Below are 14936 nucleotides of genomic sequence, written 5' to 3' on the forward strand. Positions count from 1 at the left end.
GGCAACGACTCAAGATGCTCAATGGCACCACAAAAGGATTAACGGAAAATGAAAGTACTAGTAATCGGCAGTGGCGGCCGCGAGCACGCACTGGCTTGGAAAGCGGCTCAATCCACTCAGGTGGAGACGGTATTTGTGGCGCCAGGAAATGCGGGTACCACCCTGGAACCCAAACTGGCCAACGTCAACGTGAGCGGTAATGATGCCTTAGTGCGCTTTGCCAAAGAGAACCAAGTTGCCCTGACCATTGTTGGCCCAGAAGCGCCACTGGTCGAGGGTGTTGTTGATGCCTTCCAGGACGCGGGACTCACCATCTTTGGCCCAACGGCAGCTGCGGCTCAATTGGAGGGCTCCAAAGCCTTCACTAAAGATTTCCTCGCTCGTCACCAAATCCCTACCGGCAGCTACCAGAACTTTACCGAGATCGAACCGGCACTGGCTTACGTGCGTCAGCAAGGAGCTCCCATTGTGGTCAAAGCCGATGGCTTGGCCGCAGGCAAGGGCGTTATCGTTGCCATGACTCTGGATGAAGCCGAAGCGGCCATCAAAGATATGCTGGCAGGCAACGCTTTTGGCGATGCGGGCCATCGCGTGGTGATCGAAGAGTTCTTGGAGGGCGAAGAGGCCTCCTTTATCGTAATGGTCGACGGTGACAACGTTGTGCCAATGGCCACCAGCCAAGATCACAAGCGAGTTGGTAACGGTGATACCGGCCCCAATACCGGTGGCATGGGCGCGTACTCGCCTGCGCCAGTGGTCACCCCAGAGATCCACCATCGCATCATGGACGAGGTGATTCTGCCAACCGTCAACGGCATGAAAGCTGAGGGCCACCCTTACACTGGGTTCCTCTATGCCGGTCTGATGATCGCCGCCGACGGCACCCCAAAGGTGATCGAATACAACTGCCGTTTCGGAGACCCAGAAACTCAACCGATCATGATGCGCATGCAATCGGATCTGGTCGAGCTGTGCCTGGCGGCTTGCAAGGGAGAGCTGGCAGGCAAAGAGGCTAAGTATGACCCTCGCGCCGCCGTAGGCATCGTACTCGCGGCAGGGGGCTACCCAGCGAGCTATGAGAAGGGCAAAGTGATTCAAGGCGCTGACTCTTTGGGTCAAAGCGACGCCAAGGTGTTCCACGCCGGAACCAAGGCTCAAGGTAACGATATCGTTACCAACGGTGGCCGTGTACTCTGTGCCACCGCCCTGGGCAACACCGTGACCGAAGCTCAGAAGTCCGCCTATGAACTGGCTAAAACCATCCATTGGGATGGCATGTTCCATCGTGATGACATCGCCTACCGCGCCATCGCCCGCGAACAGTAGCCAGAACCAGCGAGAGCCTCAATTATGATGGCTCTCGCCATTTTTGCATACAATATCCCACAAGTTGAGTGGTAGATATATTCTTAAACGAAGCTCTTCATTATTAAATAATTAACCTCCTTGAGAACACCATAAATAAGGAGATTAATTAAGTGTTTAAGAAAATATCTATTGTGCTGCTAACCTCAATCAGCTTCTTCGCATTCGCAACGAAAGTAACCTATACCTGCAGCAATAGTTGCGTTACCACTGTAGATATGAGGACCGGCGTTGTTACGGTTGCCGACTGTTGTGGTGGCACTGTTACTGCAACCATTGAAAGAGGTGAGCCTGGTGCCCCATAGCTAGTAGGAGAATAGTGTGAAACAGTTTTCTATCATCATTGCCTTGGTAGTTATTATTACAACGGCCTTGTTTTTATTTCCAAATAGCAATGATACTCGGCACCAAGCAACCGATATTGATGATCATAGTAACAACAGCACATTGGTCGCGGAAGACAATGTAAATCGAGCTGTTTCGCCATCAACTGACTTGGTCACTTTAAGTGGAGAACAGCGTGCCGAACCTAATACAAGTATTGAAGAAGGTGCGCAACTCACTGTTAGTGATGTTAGTGAACTACTCTATCCACAAGGCAATGCCTCAACAACACGAATTCCCGAAGTGCTAATACTACCGCAACAGAAGTTTGTCGACTCCATAAACATTTTAGAAAGTCGTGAGCCACAAAGCGAAGACACTAAAAAATTAATCGATGAGCTAAGCGGCTTTATAAACCATTCGCCACTGTACTCTGAGCTATCTAATTACGCCCTTGGCTGTGATAATCAATTTTGTCTTGCAGAGTTTAGAGGAATAAATGGCGAAGCTATCTCCCAGTTAACGGATTCATTCCTTAATGATGGCCCACGCCATGCTTCAGGTTTTGTGCAACGATTTAACGATAAACAGGGGGAAGAGACCGTAATTAGAATTGCATTTAACTCTGACCCCAGTTTTGCCAGCATTACCTTAAATCGATAACCCAAAAGGCCGCAATTGCGGCCCTCTTTATGCCTTGGCTTTCGCCGTCTTCTTTCTAGCGCGCTTTTTGCGACTTCGATTTGAGACCGGCGTCAGCGGCCGATGTTTACGTCGATGGGGTATGAGAAAGTAGCCAATGGCTAAGGTAGCAACCAGTAGCAGCAAGACAACAGTTAGGGTCGATTCCATGTGATCCTCCTTGGACACCTCCCCTAGCTTGCCGCCAATTTCAGTTTACAACCGTTACCCGAGTCTCACTTTAACGCTTTCAGCCAATTGGAAAAATCCTCATCCATGCTGGTGCCCCATTGGCGCACCAAAGCTTGGTATCTGACGTAATCTCCCTTACGGGTAAACACCAACATCTGCTCCAGCTTGTCCTTTTGGTTCTCGAGCATGTAGCGCACCGCCAGATAGCCCCAGCGATACACTCGGTCGGCACCGCCGTTGGCTTCATAGCTGGTGTCAAACAACTGACTCAAGGTAAAGCTATTCTGACTCGCCAGTTTAATCGCCTTAGGATTGTTGTTGCCCATGGCGATGTATTCCGCCACCCCTTCAGACCACCACACCAGATGCGGGTACATCGGCGCAGGCTCAGGGCAGTATTCCGGCGCACTGTGGCTGTCATGGAGGCTAGCACAGAAGTCGCCATAAAGGTTGAAGCGACCATCGAGGTAGTGCACATACTCATGAGCGAGATTCCAGATCTGACCGCCCTTCTCGTAGGCCACAAACTCCGCTTGGTTACCCTCAAGGTGCGGCAGCCCTTCTAAATACATGCCGCCATTGTCACTGGGCACATCGAAGTGCTTGGTAACGTATTTAACGTAATTATCTCGATCCGAATAGATATTGGCGCGCATCGCATGGTTGTTGTCATGGGCCACCGGTTTGCCTAAGGTCTGAAAAATGTCGTGAAATCGCTGCTCCTGCGCCCCCAGCATGGTACAGGCTTGTTGCAGCTGATCCTCAGTCAGAGACTGAGATCGTAAAATTAAGGTCTCACTGCATTTGTGAGTCTGCGACAAAACCTCACCCACGGCCTCGCCGTGCGCGAGGGCAAGTGGCGAAGCCATCAGTGCTGCCACGGCTACGCAAATTCCTTTTTTCATTCTCTCTCACCATTTGGTATACAGTATTCAGCTGATAACTTACTCAGCCTAGTACTGAATTACAAGCAAAGCGCCTTTGGCGTTAGGGGCTGGCCTTGCCATCGTTTATACTCTGCTCCATTCTCCTCCCCTTAGTGGGCAGCATCCCTTTTTCAGGTTCAGCATCATGGCAAAGATTGGTCATTACAATCGCCTCAAGGTCGCTCGCTTAAGCGACTACGGGGTATTTTTAGACGGCGGAAACTTCGGCCACGTTCTTCTTCCCAATAAATACGTGCCAGAAGGCACTGACATCGGCAGCGAAGTCGACGTATTTCTCTACTTCGACTCCGAAGATCAATTGATCGCCACCACTCAGAAAGCCAAAGGCTCTCTGGGCGAGTTTGTGCTGCTGCAGGTCGTGGACGTCAACAAGGCCGGCGCCTTCATGGATTGGGGCCTAGATAAAGATCTGCTGGTGCCTTACAACCAACAGAAGATCCCGATGGAGAAAGGACGCCACTACGTGGTGTACATCTATCAAGATCGCCACACCGAACGTTTGGCAGCCTCCAGTAAACTGGACCGTTTCGTTTCCGAAAAGCCGGGCAAGTTCAAGCATATGCAGGAAGTGGATCTGCTGCTGACCAATAAGACCGACCTTGGCTTTAAAGCGATCGTTAACGACAGTTACTGGGGCGTGCTGTATCACAATGAGCTGTTCAAAGAGGTCCGTGTTGGCCAACGCGTCAAAGGCTTCATCAAGCGAGTTCGCGAAGATGGCGGCATCGACCTCACCCTGAATCCGCCAGCACACAAGCAGGTGGATGAACTGGGACAAAAAATTCTGGCGCACCTAGAGCGCAATGATGGCTTTAGCCCCCTTGGGGACAAAGCGGATCCTGAGGTGATCAAACGCATCTTCCGCGTCAGCAAGAAGGTCTACAAGCGCACCCTCGGGGATCTGTTTAAGAGTGGCCGCATCCAGATCGATCCGGACGGCATCCGCCTTAAAGGAGGCAACTAATGGCACTGACCATCAGCTACACCTTTAAAGGCAAACAGAAGACCATCGGCTACGCCAACGATAAATTCCACGATGCCTTTGAGGCGGTCGCTGCCGCCGAAGGGATCGATACCAGCGACTACCTTGCGATGGAACAAGCGGTGAAGATGTCGACCCGAGACAAAAAAACTCACCGTAACTTTCGCGACAATTACATTAAGCAGAAAGGCTTCAGCAACATCACCGTCGTTCGCGACTGAGGCAAAAGACCATCACAAAAAAGGAGCCTTTGGCTCCTTTTTATTGATTTATTTACAGTTTTAGCTCAGCTCTGGTCGCCCACACCATGGTATCTCCCCACAGTGGTAAGCTCCAGACTCCGCTGGCCTCATCCTGCTGCAGTTGATGCAGCACCAATTGCTTCTGCGACAGTACCGCTTTCTGCAGTTCTCGATAGATCACTGCCATCTCCTCGGTCAGCACTCCGGGTCGATTGAACTGCTGATTGTCCACATCCACCTGAAAGCGTCTCACTAGGCGGCCATCTACCTGAGAGTCGAAAGCATTAAAAGAGCCAGAAAACTCATATCTCATGCTGGTCTGCCAATTCACCGCATCCGTAAAGCAGGCCGCCACAATCAACTTGCCACGGTGTTCAGACTCAAACACCAACGAGAACCGCATGTCACTGCGAACCACATTGTCACTGTCGCCATAGTAGTAGACGTCGGCGCGGTAAACCTCTTCTGTCAGGCCATCGGCAGGGCCTTCAAACCGGTCCAGTAAAATTTTGTTGTAGGTAACCTGCTCCATACGCAATTTAGTGCGCTGTAGCCAAGAGAGATCCAATTGGGGCTCAGTTCGATGGCGTTTTACCAGATTCAATGGAATGCGATCTTTGCAATCGCCTTGGTAATCCATGCACAGCGCGATGGAGTCGAAGTCGTTACTCTGTTTGATGAAACTGCGCTGCTGATTGGCCTTAGGCATCATCTGGTCAACGTGATTCCAGTTGGCCACAAACTGCTGCGCTCCCACCGGCTCAATGCCTTGGTCTACGTCAAACACCACTTGATGAGCGAGGTTGGTGTTGTGCCCAACCTGAATCGGCTCCACCATGACTTCGGCCACTTTCGGGGCATCCAACATCTGTAAACGCTGCTTCACTCTGGCTAGCCAACCACTGCTGTGCAGCAACACCAAGGTGACGAACACTAAAGGCAGCGTTGCCCACATGCCAAACCGACGCCAATTGACGGCTTTTCGCTTAATCACTGGTGAAGTCATCACACTCGCCGATTTGTCGTCGGGCGCACACTCATGGCTACACAGACAATAACCGTGGCGAGGGATGGTCTTGAGCTCAAGATCTTGGTGGGTTTGCAGTTTACGCCTTAGGGTGCTGATGCACTGGGTCAATGACGACTGCGCCACCACTCGGCCGGGCCAGCCCGCTTGGGTTAGTGTGTCTTTATCGACCACCTCTCCCCAATTCAGGTACAGCGACTTTAGAATCTCCAGTTCGGCAAAGGACAAGGGGTGAGCAGAACCATCTCGAGCATCAATCAACTCTCGCCGTGCTTCATCGATTCGCAAATTTTGAGATAGCTGCATCCGTCCTCCATATGCCGGTGACTGTAAAAGGTAAAGAATGAAGATCATACTGACAGCGAATAAGGTTTTGCATGACCAAGCTCCCGAATCCCTGAAACCTTATAAAAAAACCTCGGATGATGAGGCCGAGGTTTGATTTTTGCTTTTGTGCAGGGGGCGAAGCGCATCACGCGCTCCGCCACAGCTAGGTTACTTCAGCCCGTGAACCTGTTTGAGGTTGTCCAGGTTATGACACACTGAACAGGACTCTTCACCGTTGTACTCACCCTCAGTCACACCGAACTGAGCCCCATTTTGCTTCATGTGGGCCACCACTTCGGCTCGTACCTGACGGCGGTCTTCACCGGTTTGTGGTGCCCGTTTACCATGGCAGCTCAAACACACGGCAGCCGTTGGCGATACAAAGGCATCGGCCTTGGCATCAATGGCAAAACGCTTGTTACCACTGACGTCTTTCGGGTCCGCCGGATCCAGACCGTCATAGGTGTCCATGTAGTCCAAGTCCAGTGCCAGCGGCTTGCGGCCCACTAGGTATTTCGCATCAAAGCTGTCCCCTTCGTGACACTTAACGCAGTTGGCCAGATCCGCGGAATACTCCACGTTTCGAACCCAACCTTCGCCACCTTGGTTAGCACGGTTGTTGGCGTGCATGGCGTGGATCCATACCTTGTGATCCGGGTGACTCATGGTCAGCTGTTCGATGTAATCCGCATCCCCTTGCTTGGTATGAGAATCACGAATCACCTGAGTTGGCGGGTTGTTGGCATTGTGGCAAGCCACACACTCTTCCGCAGCATTAGAGGCGGTGGTCCAGTCACGCTCACCGCGAGGAGTGATGCTCTTCATCATCAACTGCTCATCCAGTTGGCCGTCGCCATCGCTATCGATGGAGCCAGACGCACAGGTGGTGCCGAAGAAGTCGGTCTTGGTCACTGGGTGACAAGAACGGCAGTTCAAGGTCATCTGCGCCATGCCATCGCTGTCACGCTCGGTCATGCCGTGGCAGGAGCCACATTTCTCATTGGTCACTACCTGACGGCGAGGACGCTGCTCCAGCATGCCTTGCTTATCGAAGAAGTGCAGCCAGTTGTAACCGGCGGCACCTTGGCCCCAGACGCTGGAGGTTTCTGAGCAAGACTCGATGTTTTCACCGGCAGCATCCATGCAGAACCAGATGCGAGGGGTAACCATGCCATAGGAGTCGTTCAGATCACCGTCAAAGCGGTCCTGCAGATCGAATGGACCGATCTCATAGGTGGATTTGCCGTTGGCATAGTTAAGCAGTACCGGTTTGGCCACGTAATCGGAGTCTACAGTCTCCTCTTTATTGGTGAACACACGCAGAATCTTACCGCGCTCCATGCCCATGTCCTGACCACCCCAGTTGATGTAGAACTCGGAGTAGTAGAAGAAGTCCGCCTTATCCAGCTGCAGATTCAGGGACTGGCCGTCTTTATCCAGAATGTCTACGGTCAACTGAACGTAACCGGTGGTGTCGGTATCTCGGCCAGAGTCGATGTTTTCCTGTGCTTGTGGGGCGTCCACCATCTTGGCGTCAACCACGGTCAGGTGCAGATTCTCGCGGCGAGAAGTCTGTCCTTGATAGGTCGACAGGTGCTTCATCTCAATCTCGGATTCACTGTGACACAGAGCGCAGGTGCTGTTGTCTTCTCGAGGGCCACCAACGTGGTTGGCACCGGTTTCGAAGTTGACGTCTTGGTGACACACTGAACAGGTCTCGGCCGTCGGCACCGCTTTCCAGTTGCCGAAATCTTGAGCCACTCCAGTATCTTGGTGGCAGTTGTCACAGCCTCCCACGGGCGCGGAGATCTCGCCAATGTGAACTTGGTGGGCCAACACTGGGAACACCGCCTCGCCGCTTACCTTGTTATCGGCGTGACACGCGACACAGGTTTCCACCTCGGTGTACTTACCGCCGTGGAACGCCAGATCGTCATGACAGCTAACGCAGTTCTCTTCCGTCACCACATTTTTGCTGTACTCCAGTTCGGCACCATCCAGGCGAAAATCATGAATGGCATTGTCATAAGGTACTTCCGAAACGCCAACCGATTCACCACCAGTACGAACCACTAAGCGCAGGGTCTTGCTGTCGGTCAGTTCAAAGGCCTCAACCGAAGAGAGATCCTTGTCGAACTTATAGCGGTAGCTGCCATCTTTATTGTCAATCAACTCACCACAACCGGAGTATTTCGACGCTGGGCAAGATTCTGAACTCAGCAGCTTCCAACTGTTGGCATCGCCTTCTCGCCCTTGCTCTAAGCCAGCAACAATAAAGCCAAACTTATCCAATCCAGCAACCGCCAGATCCTCTTCATTAGTTACGCGGAACGTTAAACTGGAATCGGCACCCACCTCAATCTGTTCAACTTCCACATTCAGTTCACTTGCACTGCTGGCCAGCACCGGAGGCGTGATTCCCGGTTTACCGGGTTCTCCAGGGGCGCCATCATCACCGTCGGAACACGCCGACAACGTTGTCGCGAGCACCGTCGCCAGCATCGCTATTTTGTAGTTTTGATTCATCATCATCATTTCCCTTCAATCAGGTTTGATTGGGCCCTAAATTGGGCAAGGGAGATGCTAGCGATTGCACTACTCTGGCTCTGTGACCAACTCAATTGCAAAATGACGCAAAAACAAAACTGTGAGTCAGCCATATTGAACACCGAACAAATGAAGCCAACTTGTAAACAGATCTAATCCAGCCCGTTCCCCACTGGTTACAACCTTGAATTTTCACCCCTATTTTGGGTGATTTGGGACACAGTTTGGGCTCCCAAAAGTTGCCAGAATTGGGATAATTTTAAAAATGCAGTGAAGAGTTCCCAAAGACAGAGTTAACGGGTTTAACTCATTAAATTTGCCGACAATTTCAGCAAGGTTTGCTATATTGCTCAGCGGGTATTTCCACCAATGAGGATGTGTAATGACAGTCTCGATGAACAGCAGCGCCTACAACCAATACTCAGCGCCACAAAGCAAAACCAGTTACAGTTACACGCCCCCTCAAGATCAGCAGCAACAAGCCGCTCAATCTCAAGGGGAAGCTAAGGCTAAGCCGGAAGTCTCCGCCACGGAAAGCTTCACCTATGGCGTTCTTGGCATGGATCATCCCAGTCAGGTTCAAGAGATCGACGACGACACCTACACCGCAGGTCAGGTTGCCAAAGCCGCCTTGTCCATCGGTGGGTTGCTGCTCGCCGTTGTGTGAATCAACTTCACGAACCTGTAGAGAAACCGTCACTTAGCCCTCACCAAACTGTCACCGCACTGTCAATTGCCCTATCTACATTGAGGCTCTACCCAATCAAAGGAGAGCCATCATGTATATGGACATGCTCAAGCAGCTACAGCAACAAAGCCAAGCCTTTCAAGCCCCTGTTACCCAATTCAACCAACTGATGGCAGAAAACTATCAGCGTGTATCTCGTCTGCAATTGGATGCTGCCCAACACTACGGTGAGCTTGGCATCGACCAGGTAAAATCCGCCTCTGAAGTTACCGATCTCCCTAGCATGATGGCCTTTACCAGCAAACAGATGCAGCTAATGAATGAGATCTCAAGCCGCGTAATGCAGGACATGCAGGCACTCAATGAGATCGGTCAGGAGTTCAAAACCTCCGTCGACAAGATGACTCGCCCCGCCTAAGTCATCAGCAATAACGCCGCTTAGCCTATCTGCAGCGCTGAGCGGCCCTCTCCCTTGCCATCATGGCAGACCGGCCGAACAGGAGCCCAAGATGTTCCACCAACATCAGCAGTGGTTTAACTTTGCCCAGCAGTGTCAGCAGCAGCTGTGGCAACGCTTAAGCACCCCCTCCCTGAGCCATCAAGCGGTACAACAAGATTGGTATCAGCAATGGCTAACGCTGTGGCAGTCCCCACAACAAGATCCCGCAGAGCAACTGCAGTGGCAACTAGAGTGTTGGCAACAACAGCTGCAACTGCTTGGAGAGCTGACTCTGGGCACAACTTCAGAAACTCAGTTAGATCCCTGTCTGAGTGAACCAGAAAAGGGAGATCGCCGCTTCAATAGCCCTCTTTGGCAACAATCGCCTTGGTTCGATTACATCAAACGCAGCTATCTACTGACTCAACGCCAGATACTTAGCGCCATTGAGCAGCACCCGCAACTCGACCAGCCTCAGCGACAGCGGCTGAAGTTCATCGCTCGGCAGATGCTCAGCGCCCTAGCACCCACCAATTTCATTGCCACTAACCCTGAGCTCCTGAAATTGACGGAAGAGTCCGGGGGCCAAAACCTGATAGATGGCCTTAAGCTGCTGCAGCAGGATCTGATTCGCAGTGGTGACCAATTAAATATCGCCATGAACGACAACCAAGCGTTCACCCTAGGTAAGGAGTTAGCGGCAACCCCGGGCTCGGTGGTATTTGAAAATGAGCTCCTGCAGCTGATCCAATACGCCCCTTCTACAGACAAGGTGTACAAGCGGCCAGTATTGATGGTGCCAGCGTTCATCAATAAGTACTACATTCTGGATCTTAGCCGCAAAAACTCACTGGTAAGCCAGTTGGTGGCTCAAGGCCATACGGTGTTTATGATCTCTTGGGTGAACCCTGATCAGAGCCATCAACAGTTGGATTTTGACCACTACGTCACCGACGGCGTCATGGCCGCATTGCACGCCATTGAAACCCTGACTGGTGAGAAAGAGGTTAATGGCGTTGGTTATTGCATTGGCGGCACCTTGCTGGCGACAACCATGGCCTACATGAGCGCCAAGCGCCTGAAAAAACGCATTGTCTCCGCCAGTTTGTTTACCACCTTGCTGGATTTTTCCGAGCCTGGAGACATCGGCCACTTTATCAACGAGCACAGCGTTGCTGCCATTGAAGCGCAAAATCAACAACTGGGGCTCATGGACGGTCGCCAACTGGCGGTCAGCTTTGCTCTGCTCAGAGAGAACCAGCTCTACTGGAACTACTTTGTCGAAGGTTACCTGAAAGGCAACAGCCCCATGGCCTTCGATCTATTGCACTGGAATGGTGACAGCACCAATGTCACCGGCCCTTGTCACACAAGCTTGGTGAAGCGGATGTACTGGCAAAACCAGCTGGTCCAAAAAGGGACGTTTCATGTCCACGATACCGCCATCGACCTCGCCAAAGTCACCAGCCCAAGTTTCGCCGTCGCCACCCAAGAGGATCACATCGCCCTGTGGCAAAGCTGCTACGCCAGTCAACAAGCTTTGGGTGGTGAAAAAACCTTTATCTTAGGTGAGTCAGGCCACGTGGCTGGCATCATCAATCCCATTGGAGGTAAGTACGGCCACTATCAAGGACAACAGATGCAAACCAGCGACGACTGGCTTAAAGCCGCCACCCGCTCCGATGAATCTTGGTGGCAAACCTGGCAGCTGTGGCTCGTGGCTCAAAACCCAAAGACTCAGGTCGACGCACGCCCAGTGACACTGGAGATTGAGCCAGCACCGGGACGTTACGTGCAGCGACGCCTAGATCAACCGTCTCCCCAGGAGGCAAGCCATGACGCTTAAACTGGGAGACAGCGCCTCGGTCAACAAAACCATCACCGCCAGCGATGTGGAAACCTTTGCGGATCTGGCACTGGATCACAACCCAGTGCACCTGGATGCCACCTACGCCAAAAGCACCCGATTCCAACGCCCTATTGTTCACGGCATGCTATCGGCGAGCCTGTTCTCTGGGTTACTTGGTCAACAGCTTCCTGGCCCGGGCACCATCTATCTCGGCCAGTCATTGAGGTTTATGCATCCGGTCTACGTAGGCGAGCGAGTCACGGCTACTATCCACTTGTCGGATCTCAATATCGACAAAGGCATCGCCACCTTCATCACCTTGGTGATCAACACCGAGGGCATCGAGTGCATTCAGGGAGAAGCGGTGGTCAAACTGCCGGAGCCCGTAGCCCAAAGTCTAAGGTAAGTTTCGGAAAATCTGTGTGAGAGATTGGCGGTGCCTGCCACCGCCAACTAAGCTTTGGGAACAGGAATAATGCGGAGGCGTCCTATGCGCCCATGGTTCGTTGCCCTAGCACTACTGTTGTCATCAGCCGCTACAGCCTATGACAGCACCTCGCCTCAAGTGAAATTACTCTATGGTATCCATGGTCCAGACGGGTTACTGCTGCACGCCGAAGAGATCCAAATCACCTTGGTGAAGCCCTACTACCTCACCTTGGAGCGGGAGGATGACAGCGTGCTGGAGCTCACCATCAGTGTCGATGATGTTGCCACTCGCTTGAGCCTCAGCGATCCTCATCTAGGCCAGTGTCAGTTTACCCTAGAACGTGAGTACGAAGCGGGCACCTGCCACACCCACAATGGCAGCAGCATCACCCTAGTGATCGATAAATATCACTAACAAGACAAACCGCAGTGAAACAAAAGGGAGCCTTAGGCTCCCTTTTGCGTTCTGTCGCTATGGCTTACGGCGACTTGCTGGCTTACCTCGGCCCCCTTGAGCTGGCTTGCCCCGACCGGCAGGCTTACTGCCCGGGCGGCTGCGATTGCCCTGCTCTTGGCCGCCACCATTGGCTCGGTTTGCTGGTTTGCCTTTCGGTTTCCCGGCGGCGGCTGGCTTACCTTGGCCCGCACCAATACCTTTACCGCCGTGGCCTGCCGCCTTGGGCTTTTGACCATTGCGACGAGGCTTATCAAACTGACCTAAACCTGTGTGTTTCGACAGCGCTGGGCGACCTTGACCGCGATTCTGATGACCACGCCCTCGCCCTTGGCCCTCAGCGGGCACCAAACAGTTCGGGCCATTACCGATGAGCTTTGCTAAACCAGCACTGCGCAGCCCTTCCCGAACCAGTGGCCAGCCTTCTGGATCGTGGTAGCGCAAAATTGCCTTATGGATGCGACGTTCACGACCGCCCTTGGCAACCGCCACCTTTTCCGACTTGTGACTGACCTTATGCAGTGAATCCAATCCGGTATGCCAGATGGCGGTCGCATTTGCCAATGGCGACGGATAGAAGTTCTGCACCTGATCCAGTTTGAAGTTGTTCTCTTTTAGCCACAGCGCCAAGTTAGCCATGTCTTTAATGGTGGTGCCCGGGTGCGCCGAGATAAAATACGGGATCAAATACTGCTTCTTACCCGCCTCTTTAGAGTACTTATCAAACATCTGCTTAAAGCGGTGATAGCTGCCCATCCCCGGTTTCAACATCTTCGACAGTGGCCCCTCTTCCGTGTGTTCTGGGGCGATCTTCAGGTAACCGCCCACGTGATGGCTCGCCAACTCCTTCACATAGCGCGGATCTTCCACTGCCAGATCGTAACGCACTCCGGAAGCGATCAAGATCTTCTTAATGCCCTCCACCTTACGGGCTTTACGATACAGCTCGATGGTTGGGGTGTGGTCGGTATCCATGTGGCCACAGATGTCTGGATAGATACAGGATAGGCGTCTACAGGTGGACTCCGCCTTCGGGCTCTTACAGCGCAGCTTATACATATTGGCTGTCGGACCACCGAGATCGGAGATCACCCCAGTAAAGCCCGGGACCTTCTGCTTGATCTCCTCGATCTCATTGATGATCGACTCATGACTCCGACTTTGGATGATCCGCCCTTCATGCTCGGTAATGGAGCAGAAAGAGCAGCCTCCATAACAGCCACGCATGATGTTGATGGAAGTCTTAATCATGTCGTAGGCGGGGATCTTCTTGCCCTTATACTTAGGATGCGGCACCCGCTGATACGGCAGGCCAAACACCCAATCCATCTCATCGGTTTCCAGTGGAATCGCCGGTGGGTTAAGCCAAATATGACGATCGCCATGGCGCTGCATCAGCGCACGAGCACAGCCCGGGTTAGTCTCCTGATGGAATACTCGAGAGCTATGGGCGTACAACACCTTATCCACTTTGACCTGATCGTAAGCGGGCAGCAGGATGTACTGCTTCTCCCAAGGTTTGGGCTTGGCTGGCTGCACCGTGACTGGCTTGGCCTGAGCAGGCTCAACCTGAACTTGGGAGCTCATCTCGCAGCCCATGTCGTCGGCACCATAGGGATTCGGAATCGGATCAATTTTGCCCGGAGTATCCAAGGTGGTGGAATCCAAACCAGTCCACTCCGGTAGGGCATCTTTGGTCAAAAAACCGGTGCCGCGGATGTCACGCATGCTGTCGATGGATTCACCGGCAGCCAAACGGTGAGCCACCTCAATAATGGGGCGCTCGGCATTGCCATAGATCAGCAAGTCAGCCTTAGCATCGAACAAAATGGCTCGACGGACTTTATCTTGCCAGTAGTCGTAGTGGGCAATTCGGCGCAGGCTGGCTTCGATGCTGCCGATGGTGACCGGCACCTCTTTATAGGCCTCTTTACAGCGCTGGGTGTAGACCACCACCGCACGGTCGGGACGCTTACCGTGGACGTTATCCGGCGTGTACGCGTCATCATGTCGCAAGCGGCGGTCGGCGGTGTAGTGGTTGATCATCGAGTCCATGTTGCCTGCACCCACCGCAAAAAATAGGTTGGGCTTGCCTAGGCGCATGAAGTCGTCTTTGCTGGTCCAGTCCGGCTGATCGATAACCCCCACCCGGAACCCCTGCGCTTCCAGCATGCGGCCAACAATGGCCATGCCAAAGGAGGGATGATCCACATAGGCATCACCGGTAATAACGATGATGTCGCAGCTGTCCCAACCCAGTTTGTCCATCTCTTTACGCGTGGTTGGCATAAAGGGTGCCGGACCTAAAGACTCGGCCCAGAACTTGGGATATTCAAACAGCTTGGATTTGGGTTTCGGGATCATAGTACTACCTCAGCTTGTAAGGGCGCGGATTGTAGCAGACCCAGCCCCCATAGGCGAAGTTTAAAAAATAGACACATTT

At 52.7% G+C, this 14936-nt stretch carries 14 protein-coding genes; 9 read left to right on the forward strand and 5 right to left on the reverse strand.

Annotation, left to right across the window (positions count from 1 at the left end):
• The first annotated feature begins 48 nt into the window (after nucleotides 1-48).
• Together purD and FCL42_RS13965 are read left to right on the forward strand one after the other, a co-directional pair.
• Nucleotides 49-1326, forward strand: a complete 1278-nt coding sequence (gene purD / locus FCL42_RS13960) for a phosphoribosylamine--glycine ligase (protein WP_136864037.1) — start codon at nucleotides 49-51, stop codon at nucleotides 1324-1326.
• A gap of 360 nt (nucleotides 1327-1686) precedes the next feature.
• Nucleotides 1687-2352: a hypothetical protein gene (locus FCL42_RS13965; RefSeq protein WP_136864038.1), complete on the forward strand. Its 666-nt coding sequence runs from the start codon at nucleotides 1687-1689 to the stop codon at nucleotides 2350-2352.
• Nucleotides 2353-2379: 27 nt separating this feature from the next.
• On the opposite strand, the gene FCL42_RS21710 is transcribed toward FCL42_RS13965, so the two are convergent.
• Both FCL42_RS21710 and FCL42_RS13970 read right to left on the reverse strand, forming a co-directional pair.
• On the reverse strand, nucleotides 2380-2541 hold the full coding sequence (locus tag FCL42_RS21710) for a hypothetical protein (RefSeq protein ID WP_169308398.1): 162 nt from the start codon (nucleotides 2539-2541) through the stop codon (nucleotides 2380-2382).
• Nucleotides 2542-2606: 65 nt separating this feature from the next.
• Nucleotides 2607-3431, reverse strand: a complete 825-nt coding sequence (locus FCL42_RS13970; protein ID WP_407644377.1) for a collagenase — start codon at nucleotides 3429-3431, stop codon at nucleotides 2607-2609.
• A gap of 202 nt (nucleotides 3432-3633) precedes the next feature.
• Between FCL42_RS13970 and FCL42_RS13975 the strand changes: the two genes are divergently transcribed.
• Nucleotides 3634-4473, forward strand: coding sequence for a CvfB family protein (locus FCL42_RS13975; protein ID WP_136864040.1), 840 nt, complete (start codon nucleotides 3634-3636; stop codon nucleotides 4471-4473).
• Entirely contained in the window at nucleotides 4473-4712 is a 240-nt protein-coding gene (locus tag FCL42_RS13980) for a DUF2960 domain-containing protein (RefSeq protein ID WP_136864041.1), read from the forward strand. The genes FCL42_RS13975 and FCL42_RS13980 overlap by 1 nt, the downstream gene beginning before the upstream one ends.
• Before the next feature lie 52 nt (nucleotides 4713-4764).
• On the opposite strand, the gene FCL42_RS13985 is transcribed toward FCL42_RS13980, so the two are convergent.
• Together FCL42_RS13985 and FCL42_RS13990 are read right to left on the reverse strand one after the other, a co-directional pair.
• Nucleotides 4765-6066 (reverse strand): winged helix-turn-helix domain-containing protein, encoded by a 1302-nt coding sequence (locus FCL42_RS13985; RefSeq protein ID WP_169308399.1) that lies wholly within the window; start codon nucleotides 6064-6066, stop codon nucleotides 4765-4767.
• A gap of 189 nt (nucleotides 6067-6255) precedes the next feature.
• Nucleotides 6256-8616, reverse strand: coding sequence for a multiheme c-type cytochrome (locus FCL42_RS13990; RefSeq protein WP_136864043.1), 2361 nt, complete (start codon nucleotides 8614-8616; stop codon nucleotides 6256-6258).
• Nucleotides 8617-9016: 400 nt separating this feature from the next.
• Here FCL42_RS13990 and FCL42_RS13995 point away from each other — a divergent pair, with 400 nt between their 5' ends.
• From FCL42_RS13995 to FCL42_RS14015, 5 genes are all read left to right on the forward strand, one after another.
• Entirely contained in the window at nucleotides 9017-9301 is a 285-nt protein-coding gene (locus tag FCL42_RS13995) for a hypothetical protein (protein ID WP_205729270.1), read from the forward strand.
• A 112-nt stretch (nucleotides 9302-9413) separates the two neighbouring features.
• A complete protein-coding gene (locus FCL42_RS14000) occupies nucleotides 9414-9740 on the forward strand; it encodes a phasin family protein (protein ID WP_136864044.1) in 327 nt (108 codons plus the stop codon).
• A gap of 91 nt (nucleotides 9741-9831) precedes the next feature.
• The gene (phaC, locus tag FCL42_RS14005) at nucleotides 9832-11607 is read left to right on the forward strand and encodes a class I poly(R)-hydroxyalkanoic acid synthase (protein WP_136864045.1); all 1776 of its coding nucleotides are present in this window, start codon (nucleotides 9832-9834) and stop codon (nucleotides 11605-11607) included.
• Nucleotides 11597-12016: a MaoC family dehydratase gene (locus tag FCL42_RS14010; protein WP_136864046.1), complete on the forward strand. Its 420-nt coding sequence runs from the start codon at nucleotides 11597-11599 to the stop codon at nucleotides 12014-12016. Before phaC ends, FCL42_RS14010 begins: the two co-directional genes overlap by 11 nt.
• An 84-nt stretch (nucleotides 12017-12100) precedes the next feature.
• Nucleotides 12101-12454, forward strand: a complete 354-nt coding sequence (locus tag FCL42_RS14015) for a hypothetical protein (protein WP_136864047.1) — start codon at nucleotides 12101-12103, stop codon at nucleotides 12452-12454.
• Between the two features lie 57 nt (nucleotides 12455-12511).
• Here FCL42_RS14015 and FCL42_RS14020 read toward each other — a convergent pair whose 3' ends face one another.
• Entirely contained in the window at nucleotides 12512-14857 is a 2346-nt protein-coding gene (locus tag FCL42_RS14020; RefSeq protein ID WP_136864048.1) for a YgiQ family radical SAM protein, read from the reverse strand.
• Nucleotides 14858-14936: the final 79 nt, after the last annotated feature.

Origin of the sequence: Ferrimonas aestuarii (assembly GCF_005116665.1) — a bacterium.
GTDB classification, from domain to species: domain Bacteria; phylum Pseudomonadota; class Gammaproteobacteria; order Enterobacterales; family Shewanellaceae; genus Ferrimonas; species Ferrimonas aestuarii.